The organism is Myxococcales bacterium, assembly GCA_012517325.1.
Lineage (GTDB): Bacteria > Lernaellota > Lernaellaia > Lernaellales > Lernaellaceae > JAAYVF01.
The window spans coordinates 1-23,681 of record JAAYVF010000068.1; the positions used below are offsets into that span (position 1 = coordinate 1).

22 protein-coding genes, 1 tRNA gene and 1 pseudogene are annotated in these 23,681 nt (G+C 58.7%); 15 read left to right on the plus strand and 9 right to left on the minus strand.

Features of this window, described 5'->3' with window-relative positions:
- On the plus strand, positions 1–109 hold a 109-nt coding region (locus GX444_11920), incomplete at its 5' end, for a transposase (GenBank protein NLH49292.1).
- A 24-nt stretch (positions 110–133) separates the two neighbouring features.
- Here the strand turns inward: GX444_11920 and GX444_11925 are convergent.
- Entirely contained in the window at positions 134–529 is a 396-nt protein-coding gene (locus tag GX444_11925) for a hypothetical protein (GenBank protein ID NLH49293.1), read from the minus strand.
- The gene (locus GX444_11930) at positions 522–761 is read right to left on the minus strand and encodes a hypothetical protein (GenBank protein ID NLH49294.1); all 240 of its coding nucleotides are present in this window, start codon (positions 759–761) and stop codon (positions 522–524) included. The genes GX444_11925 and GX444_11930 overlap by 8 nt, the downstream gene beginning before the upstream one ends.
- Positions 762–897: 136 nt before the next feature.
- Here GX444_11930 and GX444_11935 point away from each other — a divergent pair, with 136 nt between their 5' ends.
- Positions 898–1,200 (plus strand): hypothetical protein, encoded by a 303-nt coding sequence (locus tag GX444_11935; GenBank protein ID NLH49295.1) that lies wholly within the window; start codon positions 898–900, stop codon positions 1,198–1,200.
- Between the two features lie 66 nt (positions 1,201–1,266).
- Here GX444_11935 and GX444_11940 read toward each other — a convergent pair whose 3' ends face one another.
- Both GX444_11940 and GX444_11945 read right to left on the minus strand, forming a co-directional pair.
- Positions 1,267–1,503, minus strand: coding sequence for a hypothetical protein (locus tag GX444_11940; GenBank protein ID NLH49296.1), 237 nt, complete (start codon positions 1,501–1,503; stop codon positions 1,267–1,269).
- Positions 1,504–1,533: 30 nt separating this feature from the next.
- The gene (locus tag GX444_11945; protein ID NLH49297.1) at positions 1,534–2,727 is read right to left on the minus strand and encodes an ATP-binding protein; all 1,194 of its coding nucleotides are present in this window, start codon (positions 2,725–2,727) and stop codon (positions 1,534–1,536) included.
- Positions 2,728–3,184: 457 nt separating this feature from the next.
- Between GX444_11945 and GX444_11950 the strand changes: the two genes are divergently transcribed.
- The 6 genes and pseudogenes from GX444_11950 (at position 3,185) to GX444_11975 (ending at position 11,192) form a co-directional block, all read left to right on the plus strand.
- Positions 3,185–4,171, plus strand: coding sequence for a hypothetical protein (locus GX444_11950; GenBank protein ID NLH49298.1), 987 nt, complete (start codon positions 3,185–3,187; stop codon positions 4,169–4,171).
- Positions 4,165–4,922: pseudogene (locus GX444_11955) on the plus strand (hypothetical protein). The gene GX444_11950 and the pseudogene GX444_11955 overlap by 7 nt, the downstream one beginning before the upstream one ends.
- Positions 4,923–5,404: 482 nt before the next feature.
- Positions 5,405–6,742 carry a carbohydrate-binding domain-containing protein gene (locus tag GX444_11960; protein NLH49299.1) on the plus strand — a complete coding sequence of 446 codons (1,338 nt, stop codon included), beginning with the start codon at positions 5,405–5,407 and terminating at the stop codon, positions 6,740–6,742.
- A gap of 572 nt (positions 6,743–7,314) precedes the next feature.
- Positions 7,315–8,568, plus strand: a complete 1,254-nt coding sequence (locus GX444_11965) for a carbohydrate-binding domain-containing protein (GenBank protein NLH49300.1) — start codon at positions 7,315–7,317, stop codon at positions 8,566–8,568.
- A 414-nt stretch (positions 8,569–8,982) separates the two neighbouring features.
- Positions 8,983–9,972 (plus strand): methyltransferase domain-containing protein, encoded by a 990-nt coding sequence (locus GX444_11970; GenBank protein ID NLH49301.1) that lies wholly within the window; start codon positions 8,983–8,985, stop codon positions 9,970–9,972.
- A 35-nt stretch (positions 9,973–10,007) separates the two neighbouring features.
- A complete protein-coding gene (locus GX444_11975) occupies positions 10,008–11,192 on the plus strand; it encodes a family 43 glycosylhydrolase (GenBank protein NLH49302.1) in 1,185 nt (394 codons plus the stop codon).
- 54 nt (positions 11,193–11,246) lie between these two features.
- Here GX444_11975 and GX444_11980 read toward each other — a convergent pair whose 3' ends face one another.
- Positions 11,247–12,854: an OmpA family protein gene (locus GX444_11980; GenBank protein ID NLH49303.1), complete on the minus strand. Its 1,608-nt coding sequence runs from the start codon at positions 12,852–12,854 to the stop codon at positions 11,247–11,249.
- Positions 12,855–13,064: 210 nt separating this feature from the next.
- Between GX444_11980 and GX444_11985 the strand changes: the two genes are divergently transcribed.
- Complete coding sequence (locus GX444_11985; protein ID NLH49304.1) at positions 13,065–13,754, plus strand: hypothetical protein; 690 nt, start codon at positions 13,065–13,067, stop codon at positions 13,752–13,754.
- 22 nt (positions 13,755–13,776) lie between these two features.
- Positions 13,777–14,562 (plus strand): DUF92 domain-containing protein, encoded by a 786-nt coding sequence (locus GX444_11990; GenBank protein NLH49305.1) that lies wholly within the window; start codon positions 13,777–13,779, stop codon positions 14,560–14,562.
- 13 nt (positions 14,563–14,575) lie between these two features.
- On the opposite strand, the gene GX444_11995 is transcribed toward GX444_11990, so the two are convergent.
- The gene (locus GX444_11995; GenBank protein ID NLH49306.1) at positions 14,576–14,962 is read right to left on the minus strand and encodes a response regulator; all 387 of its coding nucleotides are present in this window, start codon (positions 14,960–14,962) and stop codon (positions 14,576–14,578) included.
- Positions 14,959–16,584, minus strand: a complete 1,626-nt coding sequence (locus GX444_12000) for a HAMP domain-containing histidine kinase (GenBank protein ID NLH49307.1) — start codon at positions 16,582–16,584, stop codon at positions 14,959–14,961. Before GX444_12000 ends, GX444_11995 begins: the two co-directional genes overlap by 4 nt.
- Before the next feature lie 106 nt (positions 16,585–16,690).
- Here GX444_12000 and GX444_12005 point away from each other — a divergent pair.
- Positions 16,691–16,764 (plus strand) — tRNA-Arg (locus tag GX444_12005).
- Positions 16,765–16,870: 106 nt separating this feature from the next.
- On the opposite strand, the gene GX444_12010 is transcribed toward GX444_12005, so the two are convergent.
- Positions 16,871–18,910, minus strand: a complete 2,040-nt coding sequence (locus tag GX444_12010; protein NLH49308.1) for an OPT family oligopeptide transporter — start codon at positions 18,908–18,910, stop codon at positions 16,871–16,873.
- Positions 18,911–19,351: 441 nt separating this feature from the next.
- Here GX444_12010 and GX444_12015 point away from each other — a divergent pair, with 441 nt between their 5' ends.
- The 4 genes from GX444_12015 to GX444_12030 all read left to right on the plus strand — a co-directional run bounded on the left by GX444_12015 (position 19,352) and on the right by GX444_12030 (position 23,202).
- Entirely contained in the window at positions 19,352–19,660 is a 309-nt protein-coding gene (locus GX444_12015; GenBank protein ID NLH49309.1) for an integration host factor subunit beta, read from the plus strand.
- 117 nt (positions 19,661–19,777) lie between these two features.
- Positions 19,778–20,947, plus strand: coding sequence for an ADP-forming succinate--CoA ligase subunit beta (gene sucC, locus GX444_12020; protein ID NLH49310.1), 1,170 nt, complete (start codon positions 19,778–19,780; stop codon positions 20,945–20,947).
- Positions 20,944–21,819 carry a succinate--CoA ligase subunit alpha gene (gene sucD / locus GX444_12025; protein ID NLH49311.1) on the plus strand — a complete coding sequence of 292 codons (876 nt, stop codon included), beginning with the start codon at positions 20,944–20,946 and terminating at the stop codon, positions 21,817–21,819. Before sucC ends, sucD begins: the two co-directional genes overlap by 4 nt.
- A 27-nt stretch (positions 21,820–21,846) precedes the next feature.
- The gene (locus tag GX444_12030; GenBank protein ID NLH49312.1) at positions 21,847–23,202 is read left to right on the plus strand and encodes a TonB family protein; all 1,356 of its coding nucleotides are present in this window, start codon (positions 21,847–21,849) and stop codon (positions 23,200–23,202) included.
- Between the two features lie 369 nt (positions 23,203–23,571).
- Here GX444_12030 and GX444_12035 read toward each other — a convergent pair.
- On the minus strand, positions 23,572–23,681 hold a 110-nt coding region (locus GX444_12035; GenBank protein NLH49313.1), incomplete at its 5' end, for a transposase.

The following is a 23,681-nucleotide window of genomic DNA, read 5'->3' on the forward strand; positions in this document are numbered from 1 at the left end:
CATCGACCAATATGTCCGCTGGTACAATGAAAAACGAATCCACTCGGCGCTCGGTTACCGGACGCCGAACGAGGTCGAAGCGGCTTACCTCACCCTAAAAGCCGCCTAAATCTGTCTTGCTTTCGGGGGGACACTACGGTTGTTCTTCCCACAAAAGCGGAATCTGCTTCTTGGTGAGTCGGGCCAGTGACAAACCCGACGGTTCCCGGCCATCGAGAATGGCATCGATGATATCAGGCGCGAGCAGCGTAAGGTCGAGAGTCCGGCTAACGTAGGAACAGTCCACCTTGTTCGCTCGGGCGATCTCGGCCAGGTTCTTCACGCGCCCGGACTCGATGAGTTCCTTCCAGCGGAAAGCCCGGGCGATGGCGACGAGGATCGCGTTCTGGGCTGCCTGCTTCGACGACGTTTTTCCATCCAGGCCCTGCGGCACGATGATTTCCTTACGACCGCCGCTCCGTTTGAACGTCATCAGGATGTGGACGACGATGCAGTCACCGTCGCGGGTGATCGTCGGTTTCTCATTCATTTGCGGTCTCCTCATCGGTCTCCAGTTTCGCCGCGAAGGTGTTCAGGCCATCTGAGCGGAACCGCACGGTGATACCGTTCGGATTGACGACCACAAGCTCGACCAGCAGCTGCACGATGCGCGTTTGCTCGGCCGGATAAAGCTCGTCCCAGATTGGATCGAGTTGGATCACCGGCTTCGAGTTCACCGATGTGGAAGAGGGCTTTGCCTTTGACGATTCGGCGGTGAGCAAGAAGTACAGCGGCTTCGCTATTTGGGGTGAGGGGATGTTGTGAAAGAAATTCCGCTAGATGTTGTAATAAAAAAAGCTTGCCATGGATAATGAAAGATGATTCAGTAGTTCAAGTAGAATAGAAGGAGATGTTATTATGTCTAAAATCACTTTTATTCGAAGCTATGATTCAGCGAATGGCCATTGGATCATCCGAATGAGTTCCGATAGCATTCAACTAGTTTCTGAGTATTGCCGAGAAAGCCAGCTTGATTGGCCGCGAATAACTGAACTCACTGAAAATCCGGATGGTCCAGATCCATCGATAGTCTTTAGGGATCTTGGTAACATTTTCAAACTGCCATCAGAATATTTAGACTACCAAGTAGTCAATGATACAGGACAGGTTCTCCATTATAACCAACTTAGTGACAGGGATGGTGTTGGTTTTTTAGATTAATGAGCATTCATTTCTTTCTGCTGGCGGAATGCTTTGGAATTCCGGGGACACCCATAACCGCGTAGGTCAATAGGCCCCCGCCTGTTCGTTTGGCTTCGCGGAATCACGCCTTTCAGAGAGCGTGACGGAGCGAAGCCAGATTGTTTGATTCGCGTGCGTCAACGGACACCCATTCGCACCGCTCTCCGCTGTGCGGAGGCGTGCAGGAAACGCTTCGCGGGGCGGGAGCGCCATGCCCTCGGGCCGGAAGCGCACCTGGATGTCGGTCTCGCCGATCACCACACGCTCGATCAGCAGGCTCACGATCCGCGCCTGCTTGGTAAATCCGGCATATCACTGCATGCCTTTTGGGGAATGTTCGGTCAACGTCTTCCAGATATCCTTTACCTGAAGCGGATTGAACACTTGTACGCCCCGAACGTCGAACGACTGTTCACCACTATATAAGACCGCGCCTGCTGTCGTGCGCTTGATCCCCAATGCCCGGAACCATTCGAGCCCCTTGACGAAATCCTTGGAGAACGTGGCCGCCGACTTGATCTCCACCGGAGTGAGAACGCCTTTTTCCCGGATGAGCAGGTCGACCTCGTTGCCGTGAGAATCCCGGAAGAAATATATTTCCGGTCGGATGCCCTTGTTCAGCGCACTTTTGAAAATGTCCGCAATAACGAGATTCTCGTACAGGTTCCCGCGCAAAGGGTCACGGAACGCCTGTTCCGCCGAGTGGATGCCGAGCAGAAATGCGGCGAGCCCCACATCGGTAAAGAATATCTTGGGCGACTTGATCACTCGCTTCCGAACGTTCTCGAAAAACGGCGGCAGTTCGAAGACCACATAAGAAGCCTGCAATACGGAGAGCCAGCTTCTGATTGTGGTGCTGGAAGCGCCCACGTCATTGCCGAGCGAGGCGAGGTTGACGACTTGTCCCACCCGGCCGGCCAACAGGGTGAGGAATTTCTGGAATTGAGAGAGATCGCGCAACTGGATCAGGGCGCGGACATCTCGCTCAACATAGGTCTGAAGGTAGCCATTGAAAAATCGGCGCGGTTCCAGCTTTTCCTCGTGAAGCCTGGGGAAAAAACCGCGATGGATCAAATCGAAGGGGTTCGGCGCCGGATCGTAACGGCGAAGTTCATTAAGAGAGAAAGGCAACAAGGTCAGTAAAGCCGTCCGACCCGCCAGCGACTGGCTGATCGCCTCATGCAGTTGCGGTTGATGGCTGCCGGTCAGGATGAACCGCTTGCGTTTTCCGGTTTTGTCGACGAGGCCCTGGATGTAGGAGAGCAGCGCCGGAAGCCGCTGCACTTCGTCCAGGATACCTCCATCCTCCATCCGACCAAGAAATCCACGCGGATCGATGTCGGCCGCCATGCGGACATCCGGATCCTCGAGCGAAAAGTACGGCTTGTTCGGAAACGTCATCCGAGCCAGGGTGGTCTTGCCCGATTGACGCGGACCCAAGATGGTCACCACGGGATATTCCGCGGCCGATTGCCTCAATTCCGTGGTGATGTCGCGATTGATCATAAATCAATGATGCAACAGTTGTGTGCAAAACGCAAGTTAAAAGTCTGATTTGCACAGGCAGGCGGGCTGGAATTCTGGGGGGAGATTCGGCGGTCACCATATCCAATTCTTCGTTTCGCGTTCGATCCGATCTCGGTCCGGTTTTTTCGGCGTCAAGGCGCGCTTGGGGTTTTTAAAGGGGCACTCCAAATCGCGGATGTGTCGACATTTCGCGAATACTGCGCTCTTTCTTTTCATCATTGAGTCGACCGCCTGCTTGGTCTAAAGATGAAAATTATTGAAAATCAACTATATACAAGGTTCATTTTTCTGGGAGGCTGACTACCAAACGGTGGATCTAGGCGTCCAAATCAAACATTACCGCTGCGCTGATGGGTGCTTTTCCCTGGCAACTAACTCTTGACATGCACAATAACATTTATTAGGTTAGTGTGCATAAATTGAGTTAGGTGAGGTCATGACGAACGAATTTTTGGCTCTGGAGCGCTACTTGAAGGAGGTGCTGGGCATCCAGATCGCCGTCGCGCCATGGCGTGAAAGCGGCCGCCTTCCCGCCTTCCTCAGAGATCAATATCTCTTCTTTCAAACAACAATCGACGGCCAGCCTTGTCTGCTCATGAAAGATCGCGCCAAGGCGGAACTCTCCCCCGCCACGGTTCGCAAGCACATGGCGCTGGTCCTAGAGAAATGGAACGCGGATATCATCTACGTGCGCGATCGCGTCACGTCCTACAATCGCAAAAGATTGATCGAACAGAAGATCCCGTTCATCGTGCCCGGCAACCAGATGTATCTCCCGATGCTGGGTATCGATCTGCGAGAGCACTTCCGAAAATTGCGTTTACCTACTCCTACCTTAACACCCGCGACGCAGGCGCTGATAGTCCACGTTCTGCTCATGAGACACACGGTACAACGCCTCACACCCACCCAAGCCGCGACCGAACTTAGCTATACCCCTATGACAATGACGCGGGTGTTTGATGAAATCGAATCTGCAAGTCTCCTCGCAATGGTTGTAGATGGTCGTCAACGATGTCTGCTGGTTCCAGGCGATCTAAAGGAACTGTGGGAAAAAGCGCTGCCGTTTCTCCGTAGTCCCATTAGGAAACGCATTTACGTGTCGCTCATGACTAATGAGCCGCCCGGCCCATTCGCCGGTTTGTCCGCGTTAGCACGCTATTCAGATTTAGCCGAACCGAACCGGCCGATTTTCGCGGTCAGCCGAGAGCGTTGGAAGACCTTAAAGCAAAAGCGTCAGGTCCGCGAATTGCCGATAGCCGAAGCGGACGCGACCGAGATTGAGGTCTGGAATTATTCGCCACATCGCTCTTCAGTCAGTCAAATCGTAGACCGTTTTTCTCTGTATCTGTCTCTCAAGGATAATCCAGATGAGCGCGTCGAGGCGGCACTCGATCAAATGATGCGAGGCGTTCAATGGTAAAAGGTATGGCGATTTTCAAAAGGCACTTCCGATCCTTTGCCGACAAGTACGTGCTGATCGGCGGCACGGCTTGCGATCTGGCGATGGACGCGGTCGGCGTTGCGTTCCGCGCCACGAAGGATCTCGATATCGTCCTTTGCATCGAGGCGCTCGACGCGGCGTTCGTGCAGGCGTTCTGGGCGTTCGTGCGAGCGGGGGATATCAACTCCGACAGAAGGCGCTGGGCGGTCGCCAGTTCTATCGGTTCCAGAATCCGACAAACAACGATCACCCTTTCCTGCTGGAGTTGTTCTCACGCCGGCCCGACATGCTCGATCTTCCCGACGCCGCACATCTGACGCCGATTCCGATGGAAGAAGAGGTGTCGAGTCTTTCGGCCATTCTCATGGACGACGACTACTACCGCTTTATCCAAGCCGGGCGAAGAGACGCCGACGGGCTGTCCTATCTTGGTCCGGAGCATTTGCTGCCGCTTAAAGCGCATGCTTGGCTCGATCTGACGGCGCGCAAGGCCGATGGGCAGTCCGTCGACAGCACCGCCGTCAAGAAGCACAAGAACGATGTGTTCCGACTATACCAGATCGTGGACCCTGAATTTTCTGGCGAGGTGCCGGAAAGAGTGAAGGGCGATCTGCGAGAGTTCATTCGGCGGATGGGTGACGAAAAGATCGACCTCAAGGCGTTGGGTCTGCGTGAAAGAGGACTGGAATCGATCCTTGAAGAGTTAACGCGAATCTACGGTTTGGAGTAGGGAAGCATTTTTTGGTGGTGGTATCGGAAAAATCGAACACGTTGGGGCAATTCGGGGGTTCGTTTTCCTCCCTTCGCGGAATCACATCCACAAGAGAGCATGCCGGGGCTGCTTACTATTGAGCAGTGCTTGATTTCAAGCGCTTTTTTGTGTGGCGAAAAAGCGGTTGGCGAATGATTCGATTTGTATTTGTGTTTGGCTAAGAACGATTCCCATGCTCTTCAGGCAATGACGGCCGGCCGATTCCATTTCAGAGCGGTTTTACTCGGGCCACCGAAGGACTTCTCTTTGCGTTACAGATGGTTATCCATTCATTTTCCATTAAAGTAACTGATTCTCCGCAGCCGGGCCCGCCCGGTGCGCAATGCTTCTCTTCACTTTTTTCCCGCTGAATGCCCGATTGGCGTGGTTGTTGCTCAAAGGTCAGGAGTCAAAAGTTTTGTTGCTGCTTTCACCAGGCAACGATTCTAAGGAGAGCATTCATGAATCAACATTTTTCCAGGCTTCTATTGCTGTTGCTTGTCTTGGCCGTTTTTTCCTGCGGCGGCAGCGACGATGATGACAGCAGCGACGATGACAGCGGCAGCGGCGATGACGATACCGGCGACGGCGACGATGATGCCGGCGACGACGATGACGATGCCGGCGACGATGATGACGGCAGCGACGATGACAGCGGCGACGACGACAGCGGCGACGATGATGACGACTCCGGTGACGATGACGATGATGACGATAATGATGACGACGATGACAACGACGATGACGACGACGATGACGACAACGATGACGAAATGTTCACAGAGCGGGATCTGGAACAGATACCGGATTTGTCCGATGCCGTGTACATCGTGCTGAGCAGCGGCGAAGACGTGACCATCAACGCGGAAGGCGTCTATGTCATTAGCGGCAACGTAACGGACGTGACGATCTTTGTGGAGGCGGACGACGAGGCGAAAGTGCAACTGGTGCTGAACGGGGTGAACGTGACGAACGTTGACGCGCCGGTGGTGTATGTCAAAACGGCGGACAAGGTCTTCGTGACCACGGCGGCCGGCAGCAGCAACTACATGGAAGTCACCGGAACCTTTGTGCCGGACGGGACCACGACCCCCGACGCGGAGATCTTCAGCAAGGAAGACCTGACGCTGAACGGCACGGGAAGCCTGGAGATCGTTTCGGCGGAAGGAAACGGTGTCACCTCCAAGGACGATCTGAAGATCACGGGCGGCACCCTGGTCCTCACCACCGCCTTGGACAGCCTCGAGGCCAACGATTCCATCCGCATCTGCGGCGGCGAGATGACCATCGACAGCGACAAAGACGCGCTGCACAGCGAGTACGATGAAGACGACACGGTCGGATTCATTTATATCTCCGGGGGGACGCTGAATATCACCGCGGCGGATGACGGCATCCGGGGAACCAGTTATCTCCAAATTGACGGCGGAACCATTCATGTCACCACGAGCCGCGAAGGGATGGAGGCGACCTACATCGAGATCAACAGCGGAGACATCAACATTTACGCATCCGACGATGGCGTCAACGCGACGGAGAAGAGCACGGCCTACAGCGTCATGATCGTGGTCAACGGCGGGACGAGCTACGTCAGGGTCGGACCCGGCGACACGGATGCGTTCGATTCGAACGGCGACATCTACATCAACGACGGCACGATAACCGTCATCGCCCCCACCTCGGCGTTCGACTGCAACAATATCGGGGAGATAAACGGCGGCACCGTCACCGTGAACGGCGTGGTCATCACCGAGATCACTTGCGAAGGAGGCCCGCCGACTCCTCCGGGGACCGTGTAAATTTCTCCGTTGAAGAGGACGGAGGGGTTCAAGACGAAATGATCCGCAGGGCGGCGCGATCACCGCGTCATTGAAAAAATGAAAACATTCTCCGGGGCCGCGGCTGCGCGGCCCTTTTCGTTGGTGTGCGATGTAAGGCGGTTGAAAAACAAATGGCCGCTGAACAATCAGGTTGCATTCAGCAAGCGTGTTTGTTGAAGGTGCTAACTATTGAGCAGTGCTTGATTTCAAGCGCTTTTTTGTGCGGCGAAAAAGTGGTCGGCGAATGACTGGGTTTGGATTTGGATCTATCGACAAACGATTTCCTTGCATTTAAACCACAGTCGGCCGGCCGATCCTATTTCAGAATGGTCTCCCTCGGGTCACATGATAATTCTCCTTATATCCCAGAGGGTTAATCATTCATTTGCTGACAAAAAAGCGCTTTTGCCTCAACCGGGTTCGCCCAGTTCCCGATGCTTTCCTTCATTATTTTCCCGCTGAATGCCCGATTGGCGCGGTTGTTGCTCAAAGGTAGGAAGGCATTTGTTTTGTTGTTGCTTTTACCAGGCAACAATTCAAGGAGACCATTCATGACTAAGCATTTTTCCAGGCTTCTTTTGCTGTTGCTCGTCTTGGCCGTTTTTTCCTGTGGCGGCAGTGACGATGATGACAGCAGCGACGATGACAGCGACAGCGGCGATGATGACGCCGGCGACGACGATGCCGGCAGCGACGATGATAACGCCGGCGACGACGATGACGACGACGATGATGACAACGGCGACGACGATGACGACGACGATGATGACGACAATGACGACAATGACGACAATGACGATGACATGTTCTCGGACCGGGATCTGGAACAGGTTCCGGATTTGTCCGATGCCCAGTACCTCACGCTGAGCAGCGGCCAAAACAAGTCCATCACCGAAGAAGGCGTTTACGTCATCAGCGGCAACGTAACGAACGCGACCGTTATCGTGAATGCGGACGACGAGGCGAAAGTGCAGTTGGTGCTGGACGGCTTAACCGTGACGAACGAAGACTCGCCGGTGGTGTATATCAAGGCGGCGGGCAAAGTCTTCGTAACGACAACGGCAGGCAGCAACAATTATATGAAAGTTTCCGGGACCTTTGTGCCGGACGGGACCACGAACCCGGACGCGGTGATCTTCGGCAAGGAAGATCTGACATTGAACGGCAAGGGAAGCCTGAAAATCATTTCGGCCAAAGGAAACGGCGTCACCTCCAAGGACGATTTGAAGATCACGGGCGGTACTCTGGTCGTCACCTCCGCCTGGGACAGCCTCGAGGCCAACAATTCCATCCGCATCTGCGGCGGCGAGATGACCATCGACAGCGACAAAGACGCGCTGCACAGCGAGTACGATGAAGACGACTCGGTCGGATTCATTTATCTCTCCGGGGGGACGCTGAATATTACCGCGGCGGATGACGGCATCCGGGGAACCAGTTATGTCCAGATTGACGGCGGAACCATTAAAGTCAAGTCGAGCCGCGAAGGGATCGAGGCGACTAAGATCCAAATCAACGACGGGGACGTCGACGTCTACGCGACCGATGACGGCCTTAACGCAACGAACAAGAGCTCGGCCTACAGCGTCGTGATCGAGATCAACGGCGGGAATACCTACGTCAAGGTCGGCAATGGCGACACGGATGGGCTCGATTCGAACGGCAGGATTGTCGTCAACGACGGTACGCTGGACGTCGAAGCCCAGAATCCATTCGATTGTTCGCAGGCGCAATTCAACGGCGGCACCGTCATCGTGAACGGTTCACCCGTCACCCAAATCACTTGCGAAGACTTCCCTCATTGAAACGGGCAATTTCTCTGTCATAGCGGACAGAGGCATTGAAGACAAACTGAGCGCAGGGCGGAGCAATCCGCCCTGCGGCACTGTATTTTCGATTGAGTTCAGCCGATGCTGCAGAGCCGCGACGCGGCGGGAAATGCCGCGTCCGGTCAAAGCCCGCTAGTTCCCCTCCAGGGCGGCCGGGAACGATCGGTCCACCGGGACATTGCCGACTTTTCCGGGGACACCCAAGGTCGCGCGAGTCGAGATTTCATTCGAGACAAATTCAAATCGCTTCCGGTCATCACGGCGGGGAAACCCTCGCTGGTATTGCCTCGGTGGGAACAAACGGTTGACGGCGGGGCGCGATCGGCCCACAGTTCGCTCGAAACGATTTGATTTTGGCCGGTCTCAACCTTGTCGTCGAAGAGGTTTTCCATGCCGCTGACTCCCGACACGATCATGTCGCAAGCGCTGGCTTTCATGGGTTCGCGAGTGCTCCTCACCGCCGTGGAACTGGACGTGTTCACCCGGCTGGCCCAGGGGCCGGCGAGCGCCGATGAACTCGCCGCCGAGTTAAACGCCACGCCGCGCGGCATCGCCGTTTTGCTCGACGCCCTGGTGCCGATGGGATTTCTGGTCAAGGAACAGGGAAAATATCATTGCCCGCCGGACGCGGCGGCGTTTTTAACGAAGGACTCGCCGCGGTCGCTATTGCCGATGATGCTGCACGGCGCGCGGGGTTGGCACCGGTGGGCGAACCTCACCGACACCGTTCGGCACGGCCGGAAAGCCGCGCCCACGACTTCGTACGATCAGACGAGCGCGGAACAGGCGAATTTCATCGGCGGCATGCACGTCATCGCCTCCCGGCTCGCCCGGACCATCGTCGCGGCGGCGGGAACCGGATCGGCGACCCGGCTGCTGGACATCGGCGGCGCGTCCGGTTCCTACACGCAGGCCTTTCTCGAAGCCTCGCCCGGCCTGACCGCGACGCTGTTCGACCTGCCGCCGGTCGTCGAAATCGCCCGCCGACGGCTGGCCGCCACGAGCGTGGCGGACCGCGTCACCTTCGCGGCCGGCGACTTTTACCGCGACGAACTGCCGCCGGGGCACGACCTGGCGTTGCTGTCGGCCATCATCCACCAGAACAGCCCGGAGCAGAACGTCGAGCTGTACCGCAAGGCCTGGCGCGCGCTCGTGCCGGGCGGGCGGCTGCTCATCCGCGACCACGTGATGAACGAGGATCACACCGGCCCGGCCGCCGGCACCCTGTTCGCCGTGAACATGCTGATCGGCACGCTCGGCGGCGGCACCTATTCCTATGCGGAAATCAAAGCCACGCTGGAAGCCGCCGGTTTCGCCCGCAGCGCCCTGATCCAACCCGACGAGAAAATGACCGGCTTGATCGAAGCCTTCAAACCGTGACAGCGGCGGGTCTTCCTTCGTCTGGAGGTCGCGACATGAATCGTGCGGCGATGCGGAAGGTGCTGTTCACGATCGGGTTGCTGCTGTCGTGGAGCGTCGCGGCCTCGGCCCAGACGCCGCAATACGGCGACTACATCGATCTTCCCGGTTCGGGCTATCCGGCCGACCCCGACGTGATCGAGTCCGGCGGAACGTGGTATCTCTACCCGACCAACAGCAACACGACGATCGAATGCTGGACCTCCGCCGACCTGGAAACGTGGGCCTACGGCGGCGTCGTTTGGGGGCCGGCCGAGCCCGGCGCCTGGAACGACAACAACATCTGGGCGCCCGACGTCTGGGAAGACGACGGCACGTTCTACCTGTATTACGCCGCCAACAATAAGCTCGGCGTCGCCGTGGCGGACGATCCGCTGGGGCCGTTCGTCGATGTCTACGATCATCCGCTGATCGGCGGCGGCTACGGCGGCTCGATCAACAACGCGATCGACGCCGAGATGTTCCGCGACGATGACGGTTCGCTGTACCTGTATTCGACCGGCTATTTCCCGTTCGGCGCGTTGCGCGTGTTTCCGCTGGCCGACCCGGTCACGGTCGGCGGCCCATGGCGTTTTCTGTTCATGGCCAATCCGCTGAGTTGGGAAGGCACCGTCAACGAGGGGCCGTTCATGATCGTGCACGAGGGCGTCTACTACCTCATGTATTCGGGCAACGGCGCGAATACGCCCCAATACGGAATCGGCTATGCCACGGCGGACAACCCGTTGGGGCCGTTCGCCAAGTACGAATGCAACCCGATTCTGAAGTCGGACGCCGACTACGATTTCTGGGGTCCGGGCCATCACTCGCTGACCATCGGCCCCGACGGCGATTGGCGGATGTTCTACCACACGAAACTCAACAGTGAGATCAACTGGGAGCGGGACATCCGCCAGAACAAGGTTGCCTTCACCGACGACGGGCAGCTTTACGTCGATCTCGGCCTGGGCGAGCCCGAGCCGCTGGATGATGACGATGACGATGACAATGATGACGATAACGACGACGATGACGACAGCGGCAACGACGATGATGACGATGACGATGATGACAACGATGACGACACCGCGGACGACGACCAGACGGACGACGACGGCGCGGACGACGATGACGCGGACGACGAAGTCACACCCGGCGACGAGGCGGACGACGACGAGGACGAAGCGGGCTGCGGTTGTTGATTGCCGGCGGTGACGGGCCGGCGGTTGAAGGGCCGCCGGCTCGACGCCGGTTTGTTATTTACCCGTCACCTCGATCACTACGCGGTTGTTCTGCGCCCGGTCGCTCGGCGTACGGCTGGTGGCGACCGGTTCGGCGTCGCCCATTCCCAGGCCGGCGATCTGGTCCGGGTTGATGCCGTGGTCGACGATGAACGCCACCAGGGCCTTGGCGCGCCGGTCGGTCAGCGCGGGGTTGGCTTTCTGCGAAACGGTGTCGGTGTAGACCTTGAGCACGATCTTGGCTTTGGGCATGCGCTTGATGCCCTCGACGAGCGCGATCAACACGGCGACGTTGTTTTCGCCGGCCAGCCGCGTGTTGCCGGGCGCGAAAGTCACGTGCAGCAAGGCGCCTTTGACGATCGGCGCGTCATCCGGACAGCCGTCTTCGTCCTGGTAGAAGTTGAAGTTCTCGGCCTCGTTCGGGCAGCGGTCGTCCTTGTCGAGGATGCCGTCGTTGTCGTTGTCGGGATCGGGGCAACCGTCCTCGTCCTTGAAGCCGTCGGCGTCCTCGATGTCGCCGGGGCAGCGATCCACCGCGTCCAGCACGCCGTCGTTGTCGTTGTCGGGATCGGAGCAGCCGTCCTCATCCTTGTAACCGTCGATGTCCTCGGGATCGTCGGGGCATTGGTCGACCTGATTGGGAATGCCGTCGCCGTCGCGGTCCGGTTTGTAGCCGGACGGTTTCAGGCGCCAGATATCCCAATTGCCGTTGCGGTCCGAATGAAAATAGATGTAACCGTCCGTGCCCCAACGCGGGCCGCCCTCGAACCCTTCGTGGTCGGTGAGCGGCGACAATCCGGTGCCGTCGGCTTTGATCAGCCAAAGGTTCCAGTTTTTGTTTTCGTTTGAAACAAAGACGATCGTGCTGCCGTCGGGCGACCAGGCCGGTTCGATGTCGTTGGCTTCGCGCGTCGTCAGGCGCAGCAGATCGGAGCCATCCGCCCGGACCGTATAGATTTCGAAGTTGCCCGAGGCGTTGCTCGCGAACACGATGTGGCTGCCGTCCGGGCTCCATTTCGGATTGATGCCCTGGATGTTGAGGTCTTTCAATTCGGAACCGTCGGCGTTGATGATGTAGAGGTTCGGCTGGCCCGACCGCCACTCCTTCCAGAACTGTCCGTTGTCGGGCACGTCGATGTCGTCGCTTTTTTCGATCGCGGTGAAGACCACCCGTCGGCCGTCGGGATGGCAATCGGCTTCGAAAGCCGCCTTCGGAATGTTGGTGACCTTGGCGACCGTGCCGCCGCCGACTTTCTGGAACCAGACGGCGCGTTTATCCACGCGCCGGTAGGCGTCGAAGAAGATCGCCTGGCCGTCACAGCTCCAGGCCGGAAAAGCGTCGTCGGCCGCGTCATCGTGCAGGCGCTGCGTCGCCCCGGTGGCGATTTCCTTGATGAAAATGTCGAAATTTTTGCCGGTGTTCGGCGATTTTTGATAACTCATATAGGCAATGAACTGCGAATTGGGTGAGACCGCGGGGTAGAGATCGATGAAATCGTCATTCGTTACCTGCTCCAGGCCGATGTAAGTGCCTCCCTGCGCCATGGCGGATTTTCCCGTCATTCCAAGTGCCAGGAAAAGAATGAACAGCCCGATCGCGCCGACAACAATCGTGCGTCTCACGATAAAGACCCTCCCGAAAAGAAATGAATGAGTTCCATACAGTGCATAATCTGTGTATCCATGCGTGTCAAGGGTTTACGGTAACAATTGAAAAACAAAACCTTTTTTCCGTTCGCGGCGCCGATTTATCCACTTGCATCACCCGGGTGTCTCTGCTAGGGTAAATGGCCGTATTAACGATAAGAAATTCTTTGTAAAAAGGATGCTCTCATGCGGTTTATTCGTCCTCGCGTCTGGATCGCCGGGTTCGCCCTGCTGGCTCTTTTCGCCTCGGTGGCCCTCGCCGGAATGATCGGCAAATTGTACGTCAAAACGCACGAGGTCTTGATGACCGAACGCAGCGGTCCGGTTTGCCGGGACGAGGCGAATAATTATTGCGAACGGGCGTACCAGTGCCCGAAGGGCAAGGTGGCCCACGCCATCATTTACAACATCAAGGAAGATCAGGGAAAGAAACAACTGGCCGGTTTGTCCCTGGTTTGCAGCGATCCCAATCTGTTTTCCGATCCGGTTTTCGTCGGCGCCTCGGGGGAAAATTTCTCGGGGACTCCGGTGAACGATTATTGCCCGGTCGGCTACCTGCTGGCGGGCGCCGAGTTCCGCACCATCGACGGCACCCAGATCAACGGCGGCCGGCGTTATTGCCGCCGTTACAATCCGGTCGACGAACGCAAAGGGCCGAACATCTTTGGCGAAGGCTTCGATTCGATGCTCAATGTTTGCCCGGACAATCATTGGGTCACCGGAATCAAGATCAGTTTTTCCCGCCAAACCGATGGCGCCGGCAAGCTCGATACCCACTTGATCAACGCGCGTTTTTACTGCAGTGAAGTCCGACACTACCTGGTTGAGCCGACCAAGGAGGAATTGGAACAGCAGAACCGCGACGCCGCCGAATAAGCGATCCCGAAGAGGTTGAATCGTGCCGTTTTCATTGCACCTGTTTGGCGATCCGCTGCACGCGGCAGCCATTAATCTCCTTCTCGGGCTGCTTTTTTTTCAAACCAAAATTCTGACGCGTGGCGGCTTGATCGCCTGTTGGATGGCGGGGCTGCCGACCTACCTGGCGTTCGGCTGGCCCGGTTTTCTGATTTTACTGGTATTTTTCACGGCGCAGGATCTGGCGGTTCGCTTCACGATGCGCGAGGCCACGCGCCGCAAGCGGTCCATCACCGACCGGAAGTTGACCCCGAAAACCTTCGGCGGCATTTTCGTGCCGTCGATCCTCTCCGGATTGGCTGCGGTCATTCTGTTGTTTTCCACCAATCCGACATCGCAATTCCTTTGTCAGTTGGCGTTCATGGCGTCGCTCTCGACCTTCCTCGGCGATTTGATCAGCACGGAATTCGGCCAGGTTTACGGCAAGCGCACGTTTCAGCTCATCACGCTCGAACGGGTTCGCGTCGGGACGCGCGGCGGGGTCAGCGTGGAAGGCAGTATCGCCGGCGGGGTGACAGTCCTGTTCTGCACTGTGATGTCGTACGGCCTTTTTCAGGCGGGCGGTTTCGTCATTCCGCTTCATGAATTGGGCGTGAAGGAAATCATCATTGTCATTTTCGCGTCGGTGTTGGCCAATCACATCGAAAGCGTCATCAGCGGCGTGATGGCCCAATTCCAACGCAAACCCAACAAGATGGCATTGAGTTTCATCGGCATCGTCATTGGGGTGTTGCTGGCGTTGTTCTTCACCAGCCTGCCGGAAGGGTGAGCCCCGGCGGTTGTTAAGCCTCCAGGATTTCCCGCAATTTTTTAGCCAGATCCTCGACGTTGAACGGCTTCTTGAAAAAATCCGTCGCGCCGTAGGATAACGCCATTTCCTTTTCGCGGTTGACCTGCATCGTGGCGTACGCCGTGACGACGATGACCGGGATATTCAGCGTCCGGGAATCGGTTTTCAATTCGCGCAGCAGATCCAGACCGTGCAAACCCGGCAGCATGATGTCGAGCAGAATGGCGTCGGGCGGGTTGGCCTGCGCGGCGGCCAGCGCGGTCACGCCGTCCTCGTACCATTCCACCTCGAATTGGCGGATGGCCAGCCCTTTCTTGATATAGAATGCGTGATCCGGATGATCCTCGATGAGCATGATGCGGGGGATTGGGGCGGTCATGTAGTCGTGCTCCCTTCCAGTCCAGGCAACGCCAGGGTGTCGGGCGTGCGGACGATGTGTGGGGTCAATGGCAAGGAAACCGTAAAAGTGCTGCCTTGTCCCAGGGCGCTTTGGACGGAGATGTCCCCGCCCAGCAACCGGGTCAGGCCTTGCGCGATGGCCAGGCCCAGGCCGGTGCCTTCCGGCGCCTGTTGCAACGGACCTTGGACCCGGTGGAACTGTTCGAAGATTCTGGCCTGTTCTTCCTGGGGAATGCCGATGCCGGTGTCGCTGATCTGGAAGCGGATGCGGTCTTCCTCGTCATCGATGCGCAGGTTCACTTCGCCGCTCGGCGTGAATTTGACCGCATTGTTGAGGATGTTGATCAGGATGCGGAAGAGCTTTTCGGGATCGGAGCGGAAGGACGTTTTTTTACTGTCGATCCGCCAGGTGATGTTCAAGCCTTTGACCGATGCCAGATCCACCACGCTGTCGACCAGGCCTTGCGCGAATTCCTTCAGGTCGATGTTTTCGATGTACAGGCGTAAATCGTCGCCGTCGAGGCGCGAATAATCGAGGATGTCGTTGACGATTTCCAGCAGGCGGCGGGCGTTGACGCCGATCCGCTCCACCATGAAGGCCGATTCCGCGGGCGAATCCGCCGACGGCAGCAACTCGGTCAGGCCGAGGATCGCGTGGAGCGGCGTTTTCAATTCGTGACTGGTGTTGGCGATGAAGTTGGATTTGAGCCGGCTGGCCTTCATCAATTCGCGATTTTTTTGGATGATCTTGGACGATTGTCCTTCCAGGCTCCCGAACAATTGGGCGTTGCGCAAGGCGTAGCCGACCAGCGTGGCCGCCAGATCGAGCAATCGGCGGTCGGTGGCGGTAAAGCCGCGGGCGCCGGTTTGAAAGATCAGCAACCGGCCTTCGCTCGGTCCAACCGCGGCCGAGAGAAAGTGGCGGATCGGTCCGGCGGGCGGCGTATGGCGCAAATATTTCAGGGTCAGGCGGGAGGTGGTTGGCGGCAATTCGTGCCGGCCACCTTTCCGCGGTAGGATTTCGCGAACCTGCCCCGTGACGAGATCGACCTGCTCGCCGAGCCAGTTGTCGGGGACGAACAACGTCAATTCGTCAACTGAGTAATCCCAAAGCGCCAGGCCATCGTATGTCAGCAGGGTCGTCAGCAGCAGCGGCAACCGGTGCTTCAAAGCGCCGGGCGAATCGGCTGTCAGGATGCGGCGGCTGAAGCTGTCCAGGCGGCTCAACGCGGTGGCCAGATTGTCCACCGGGTTGCGTTGGGCGCGCTGTTTGCGGATCGCGGTCTGAATTTCCACGATATCCATTGCCGACAGCGGACCGGCGAACACCGCCAAGGCGTCGCGCGCGAGGCCCGGTTTGCTGTTCTTCCAGTTGGCCGGCGCGTTGAAGACGACCAGCGGCGTCCGGCGGGTCCAGACCGGCAGCGGATCGAGTTCCTCGAGATAGCGATAATCGAGCAGGACGAAGGCGACGTCGTCTTCCAGCCGATCGGCCGGCAGTTCGGCGACTTCGGTGAACAACAACTCGGAGTTCCTGCCCTGCAGGCGTTCCATTTCTCCGGGCACCGACCCGACGACCAGAATGCGGTTGCGATTCGTCATGATCGAATGCTGAATTTTCCCGTCGCCGGAGTCAAGCTGAAAAGCGCAAAGCTTGACACCTTTTTCGGAGCATGGCACGTTACCGCCGCGCCGCGAACGGACGCCAGCCCCCATAGCTCAGGCGGATAGAGCACAGGATTCCTAACCCTGGGGTCGCAGGTTCAAGTCCTGCTGGGGGCGAGACCTTCCTTTGCCGATGCGCCATTTCGGGCGCCCGGATTCCACTCAATTAATTAAAAAAAGAGCCCTTTTCCCGCGAAAAGGGCTCCGGTCGGATCGGTTTCAGTTATGGCATGGGGGTCGGCGTCGGCAAAATCGCCGTGACATCCGGGGTCGGCAAAATGGCCGCCGGTTGCGGCGTCGCCGCGGCGCCACCCTTGATCGCGGTCAGGATTTCGTTCGGATTGATGGTCGCCAGGTTCAGGCCGACGCCCATCAAGCTTTCGCCGGCGATTACGCCGCTGGCGATGGGAATGACGTAGGCTTCGGCCCATTTCGGCGATTTCTTCTCGAGGATCCAGACGATGAACGCGCCGACGAACATCGAGAAGGTGTTCCAGAAGGGGATGACGAACGCCAGGCCGAGGCCCATCGCGCTCGGATAATATTTCCGGTATTTGGCCGGCACGACCTTGTCGAGGATCGCCAGGATGATGCCGATGAAGCCGCCGATCACCAGGCCCCAGCGCTTGGTGGTCGAAAGCACCGCCAGGCCCTGGCTGAGCAGTTCCGCCACGCCTTTCCAGACCTGCGCGGCCGGCGCGGGGAATTTGTCGCCGCCCAGGATGTCGGCGGTCGGCACCAGTAGGTAGAACGCCGGCACGATCACCAGCGCGCCGGCGAAGATGCCCAGGAACTGCGCGATGAATTGCTTGCGCGGATTGGCGCCGAGCAGATAGCCGGTTTTGAGCACCGTCAGCAAGTCGGCCGACGAACCGGCCGCGCCCGCCGTCACGCCCGCCGTCATCAGGTTGATTTTCATCGCCGCCGCGGCACCGCCGGGAACGCCGCTGGCCGGGGCGAGGATGCCGTACATCAATTGGGTGATCTTGCCCATCGCGCCGATCGGCGTGATGTCGGTTTCGCCGGTGGCGCGGCAGGCGACGATCGCCAGGAAGAACGTCAGCACGACCGAGAGAATGCCCATCCACCAGTTGATGGAGAACGCGACGATTTCGAGGGACACGCAGCCCAGGCCCGCCACCAACATGCCGATGACGAACCACGTGCCGGGAATCTCCACCTTGTCCATCGCTTCGATGCGCGGATTCACCGGCCCTTTCGGACCGCCGAAAATGTCTTTCAAACCGGAAAACGCGCGGCCGATGGTGCGCCAACTGAAGGCGAAGGTCAGCAGGCCCGAGGTGACCATCAGCGAGGCGCCGATCCACAACGACCAGTCGACGATCTGCCGGTAGCCCAGCAGGCCCTTGGCGTTGGTCACGATGCTGCCGTTGGCGTACATCCACGGCGCGAGCAGGCCGAAATTCACGATGCCGCCCAGCATCATCGACCAGGCGGTGCGGATGCCGATCAGCGCGCCGGCGGCGATCATGATCGCGCTATTTTCCCAGTCCAGCGTCCACTCGTGCAGGGTGTGGCCGAGGATCTTGATCTTGTCGTTCATGAATTGGAAGTAAGAAGGCAGGCGCAACGCTTCGGGGTACCACGAGAAACCATTGTCGCGCACGAATGCGACACCCATGCCGGCGAACATGGCGTAAAACAGCGAGCGCGCTTTTTTCTTCGCCGCTTCGCCCTCGGCGTACAGGCTGCGCAGCGTTTCGGCGCCGGCGACGCCTGACGGGAACTTCAGTTGTTCGACGTTGATCATCTGCCGCTTCATCGGGATGGTCATCACCACGCCGAGCATCGCCAGAAAGATGGTCCAGAAGAAAAGCACCCAGAAATTCAGGTGATGCCCTTCGATCATCAACAGCGCGGCGATGGCGCTGACCATCGTGCCGCCGGTCGAATAGCCGGCCGAACTGGCGGTGGCCTGCATGCAGTTGTTTTCCATGATCGACAGATTGCCGCGCAGTACGCGGAGTTTTTGCAAAAGCGCGCCGAGCGAATACGAAAGGATACAGGCGGTGATGGCGACGCCCAATCCCCAGCCGGTTTTCAGGCCGATGTACAAATTCGACAGGCTCATGAAGCCGCCGAGGAACATGCCCATGATCACGGCGCGTACGGTCAGTTGCGGCACGTCGCCCTTGTAGTGATTCTCAAACCACTCCAGCTCGATTTCCTCGGGATTTTTGCCGGTGGGATCGATGCCGACAAAATCACCGGTCGCCTCTTTACGGGCTTCTTCCTGCGCCATCTCGGGCTCCTCGTGAGGGTGGGTGAATTTCGGCAAGTTTGTGGCGGGGAACGGTTTTCGTCAAGTCTGATTTGCCGGACCGTTCAAGGCTTGCGGACCGGGGCTTTCAGACGATAGAACCCGGCGAAAACGCAAGACAAAACGCTCGGGAAACTAGCGGGGTATCGCGGCTTCGTCGCCGGCCTTGGCGAGTGGCGTCGATTTTTAGCTGATTTCATGCATTTAGGAGGCCGCCGAGCGGGAGCAGGGAGGGCCGGGCGATGGTGAAGAGGGTCAGATATAAGAATGTATATCTTATTATAATTATCTTTGAGTTGTTTATTAGGAGGGGACGAGAGAATTGATTTTTCTTGGAAATGATTTATTTTTTCTTGACACAGCTTCTTCAACATGCGGTAATGTATTGGGAATTTCCTAAAATGAGATCAGGGGGATCTGGGGATGAACAAATCTGATTTGGTGGAGGTTCTTTCGAAGAGAGCTGGAATCACGGTAAAACGTGCGACCGAGATCGTCGATCTGATTTTCGACGAAATGACCAAGGAACTCGTGTCCGGCGAACGGATCGAGATTCGCGGCTTCGGCAGCTTCGTGGTCAAGGAATACGAAGCCTACGTCGGCCGGAATCCGAAAACAAAAGAAAAGATCAATGTTCCACCCAAGCGTCTGCCGTATTTCAAGGTGGGCAAGGAACTGCGCCAGCGGGTCGACGAGGAAGACGAGGCCAGCGAGAAAATCGAAGCCAACTAGTCTGTCGCTCGATCCGACGATTGATCCGAAACTCAGCCGCGACGGATACTATTGCCTGCCGGCCTTTCCGCCGGAAGCCAGCCGCTGCTTTTCATTCAACCGTGAGAAGGAAACATCATGAATCTGCATGAATATCAAGCCAAGGAACTGATGCTCGCCTACGGAGTGCCAGTGCCGCCTTTTCGCCTGGTGACCAATCCCTGGGAAGCCTATGAAGCGGCGCAGGAAATCGGCGGCGATCAATTCGTCGTCAAGGCGCAAATTCACGCCGGCGGCCGCGGCAAGGCCGGCGGAGTGAAGCTGGCCCACAACCTCGATGAAGTCCACGAGCTGGCCGGCCAGATTTACGGCAAGATTCTGGTGACGCCGCAGACCGGCCCGGCCGGCAAACAGGTGAAAAAGCTGATCGTCAGCAAGGCGGTCGAGATCGCCCGCGAATTCTACCTGGCGATCCTGGTGGACCGCAGCCGCAAAACCGTCGCGGTGATGGCCAGCCGCGAGGGCGGGGTGGAAATCGAACAGGTGGCGGCGCAGACCCCGGAGAAGATCATCCTGCGCCAGGTCGACGTGCTGTGCGGCCTGCCGGGGCATTTGCCGCGCGGCATCGCTTACGCGCTCGGGCTGAGCGGCCCGCAAATCCGCGCCTTCAGCGACCTCGTCGCCAAACTCTACCGGCTGTTCGTCGAAAAGGACGCTTCGCTGCTCGAGATCAATCCGCTGGTGGTGGACAACGAGGGCGCGCTCTGGGCGGCGGACGCCAAGCTGTCGATCGACGACAACGCGCTCGGCCGCCATCCCGAATTGCGCCGCCTGCGCGATTACGACGAGGAGGATCCGCTCGAGATTCAGGCGCGGCGCTACGGCGTCGATTACGTCAAGCTCGACGGCAACATCGGCTGCCTGGTCAACGGCGCGGGTCTGGCGATGGCCACGATGGACCAAATCAAGCTCGCCGGCGGCTTTCCCGCCAATTTCCTGGACATCAAGGGCGGCGCCGGCAAGCAGAACGTCATCAACGCCTTCAAGCTGCTCACCGCCGACACGCGCGTCCGCGCGGTGTTGATCAACATCTTCGGCGGCATCGTCCGCGTCGACATGGTCGCGGCCGGCATCCTGTCGGCCCTGAATGAAATCGAGGTCAAACTCCCGATCGTCATCCGCGTCGAGGGCACCAACGCCGAGGAAGGGCGCAAGCTCCTGCTCGAATCGAGTCACTCGTTCATCGTCGCCGACGGTTTGGCGGACGCGGCCCGTAAAGTGGTCGCCGCGGCGGGAGGTGTCGCATGAGTATCTTCGTCAATCACGAAACGCGCGTGGTCGTGCAAGGCATCACCGGCAAGGAAGGCAGCTTTCACACGCGGCAGTGCGTCGCCTACGGCACGCGGGTCGTGGCCGGCGTCACGCCGGGCAAGGGCGGCCAGAAGGTCGAAGGCATCCCCGTGTACGACACGGTGCACGACGCGGTGAAATCCGAAGGCGCCAACGCCAGCCTGATTTTCGTGCCGCCGGCGTTCGCGCTCGACGCCATCCTCGAGGCTGCCGACGCGGGCGTCGAACTGGCGGTCGTCATCACCGACGGCATCCCGACCGTCGACATGATTCGCGTACTGCGCCAGGTGGCCGGGCAGAAAATCCGGGTGGTCGGCCCCAACTGCCCGGGCGTCATTTCGCCGGGACAGGCCAAGGTCGGTATCATGCCGGGCAACATCCATCTGCCGGGCCGGGTGGGCGTCATCAGCCGTAGTGGAACCTTAACCTACGAGGTGGTGTATCAATTAACGAGCCTGGGCATCGGCCAGTCGACGTGCATCGGCATCGGCGGCGACCCGGTGATCGGCACCGATTTCATCGACTGTCTGACCGCGTTCGAGGCCGACCCGGACACTGACGCCGTGCTGATGATCGGCGAAATCGGCGGGGATGCGGAAGAGCGCGCGGCGGCTTATATTCAGGAGAAGATGCATAAGCCGGTGATCGCGTTCATCGCCGGTTTGTCGGCGCCGCCGGGAAAACGGATGGGTCACGCGGGCGCCATCATTTCGGGCGGCAAGGGGACGGCGCGCGCCAAATTGACCGTTTTGACCGAAAAGGGCGTGCACGTCGTGGAAGACGCGTCGCGCATCGGCCACAAGGTCAAGGAAGTGCTGGACGGGAAATAGATCGCGGGCGACCGACGGAGGGACATCTTGCGCGCTTGGATTTGCCGAGTCATCGGGTTGGTTTTATTGCTGTCGGTTTGGGGCTGGGCCGGAACTTCCCGGGCGGCCGCCGATCTGGAACCGTTTCAGATCGCGGTGCTGGTCGCCGCCGACCAATGGTTGCCGGCGTCCGTGCGCCAGGCGCTGCCGCTGGACGAAGCCGGCGCGCGCGCGGCGCTGGCCGAGGGGCGAAAACTGCTTGCCCAGGCACCGAAAGACCCGGACGCGCACTATTTGAAAGTGCGCCAGCTTTGGCAGGGAGGCGCGATCGACGGCAAAAACCTCGCGGCGGAACTGGCCGCCGTTTCCCTGCGCTACCTGGATGTCTCTTCGCCGGACGCCTTGCGCCGCCACCTCGGCGGCGTTCCGGCGGCTCCGCGCTTCGACGGCTATCATCATCTCAAGCGTTTCGGGCCGTGGCTCGAAAGTCTGGGCGATCAGGCCATGCCGGTCCTGATGCGGCTGGAGGACTCCAAGCCCGAGACGGCCGCCGCGAAAGCCGATCTGGCCGCGTTGTTCGGCCTGTACGTCAACGCCACGGTCGACCTGTGGACCTCGCTCGCCAAGGACGCGGGCAAGGATCTGGGCGCCGGACAACCGCCGGCTGCCGCGGCCGAGGTCGATCCGCTGACGCGCGATTGGGTGAATCAGGCGCGGCAGACCGGCGACTTGGAAGACCTGGTGACGGGCGGCGGCGACGAAATGGTGTTCGACGAGGGGCTCAACATCAGCGGCGACGAGGCCAAGCAGACGGCGTCGCAGTTGCAGAACTCCAACGTCCAGGTCGATTCCGGCGGCGTCGATCGGATGAAAAACCTCGACCCGGAAACGCTGGCGGCGCTCGACAGACTGGGCATTGATGTGAAAAGCGCCCGGCCGCCTTACAAAGGCACGCGCGGCGGCGTGAAGCCCGGCGAGACGGTCAAGGTCGGCGATCTGGACTTCAAGATCGACGGGCTGTCCTCGGTGGAGATCGGCTCGCGCGATCAAAAGGCCGTTTACATGCAGGTGCCGGACGCGGCGCTGGGCGCCGAGGGCAGTTCGGGCCGGCTGGATCAGAAGGTCGTCGCCACGGTCATCGGCGCGAATATCGGTGCCTTCAAGACCTGTTTCGAGCGCCGCCTGCGCGAGATCCCCGACCTGTCGGGCCGCGTCTTCGTGCAGTTTACGATCAAGACCGACGGCTCCGTCGCCGACGTGAAAGTGTTGCAGAACACCAGCGACGATCAGCAATTCGCTGATTGTATCATGCGGCAGGTGCAGCGCCTACGGTTCCCACCCCCCAAGGGCGGCGAAGTGATCTTCGTCTTTCCGTTCATCTTTGAACAGGCGTATAGCTTCTGAATGTCTTTGGTTCGGATAAATGACCCTGAAACAAGTTCAGGGTGACGATTGGTAAACGCCCACTAACCTGTCATGCCGTCGCCCATAAACACGTCATGCCGAACTTGTTTCGGCATCTCGGCTTCTAACTCCTTCTTTGCCGAACTTCTCTTGTCATTATCCGCCGGCACTCAATACTCGACAGTGGTGATGTCGAGAGGAACGGTCGTCGCGCTGTAGCCGTCACAACGATCCCGCAGGCCGATCGATACCGGCTGATCCCAGAAAAACGAAGGAAATACTTTCAAGGCCAGGGGCTCTCCGGATTCCGCGCTGGAACAGGCTGTCTCCTCGGTAAATTCGTAGTGTCCCCCCGAAAGCAAGACAGATTTAGGCGGCTTTTAGGGTGAGGTAAGCCGCTTCGACCTCGTTCGGCGTCCGGTAACCGAGCGCCGAGTGGATTCGTTTTTCATTGTACCAGCGGACATATTGGTCGATGG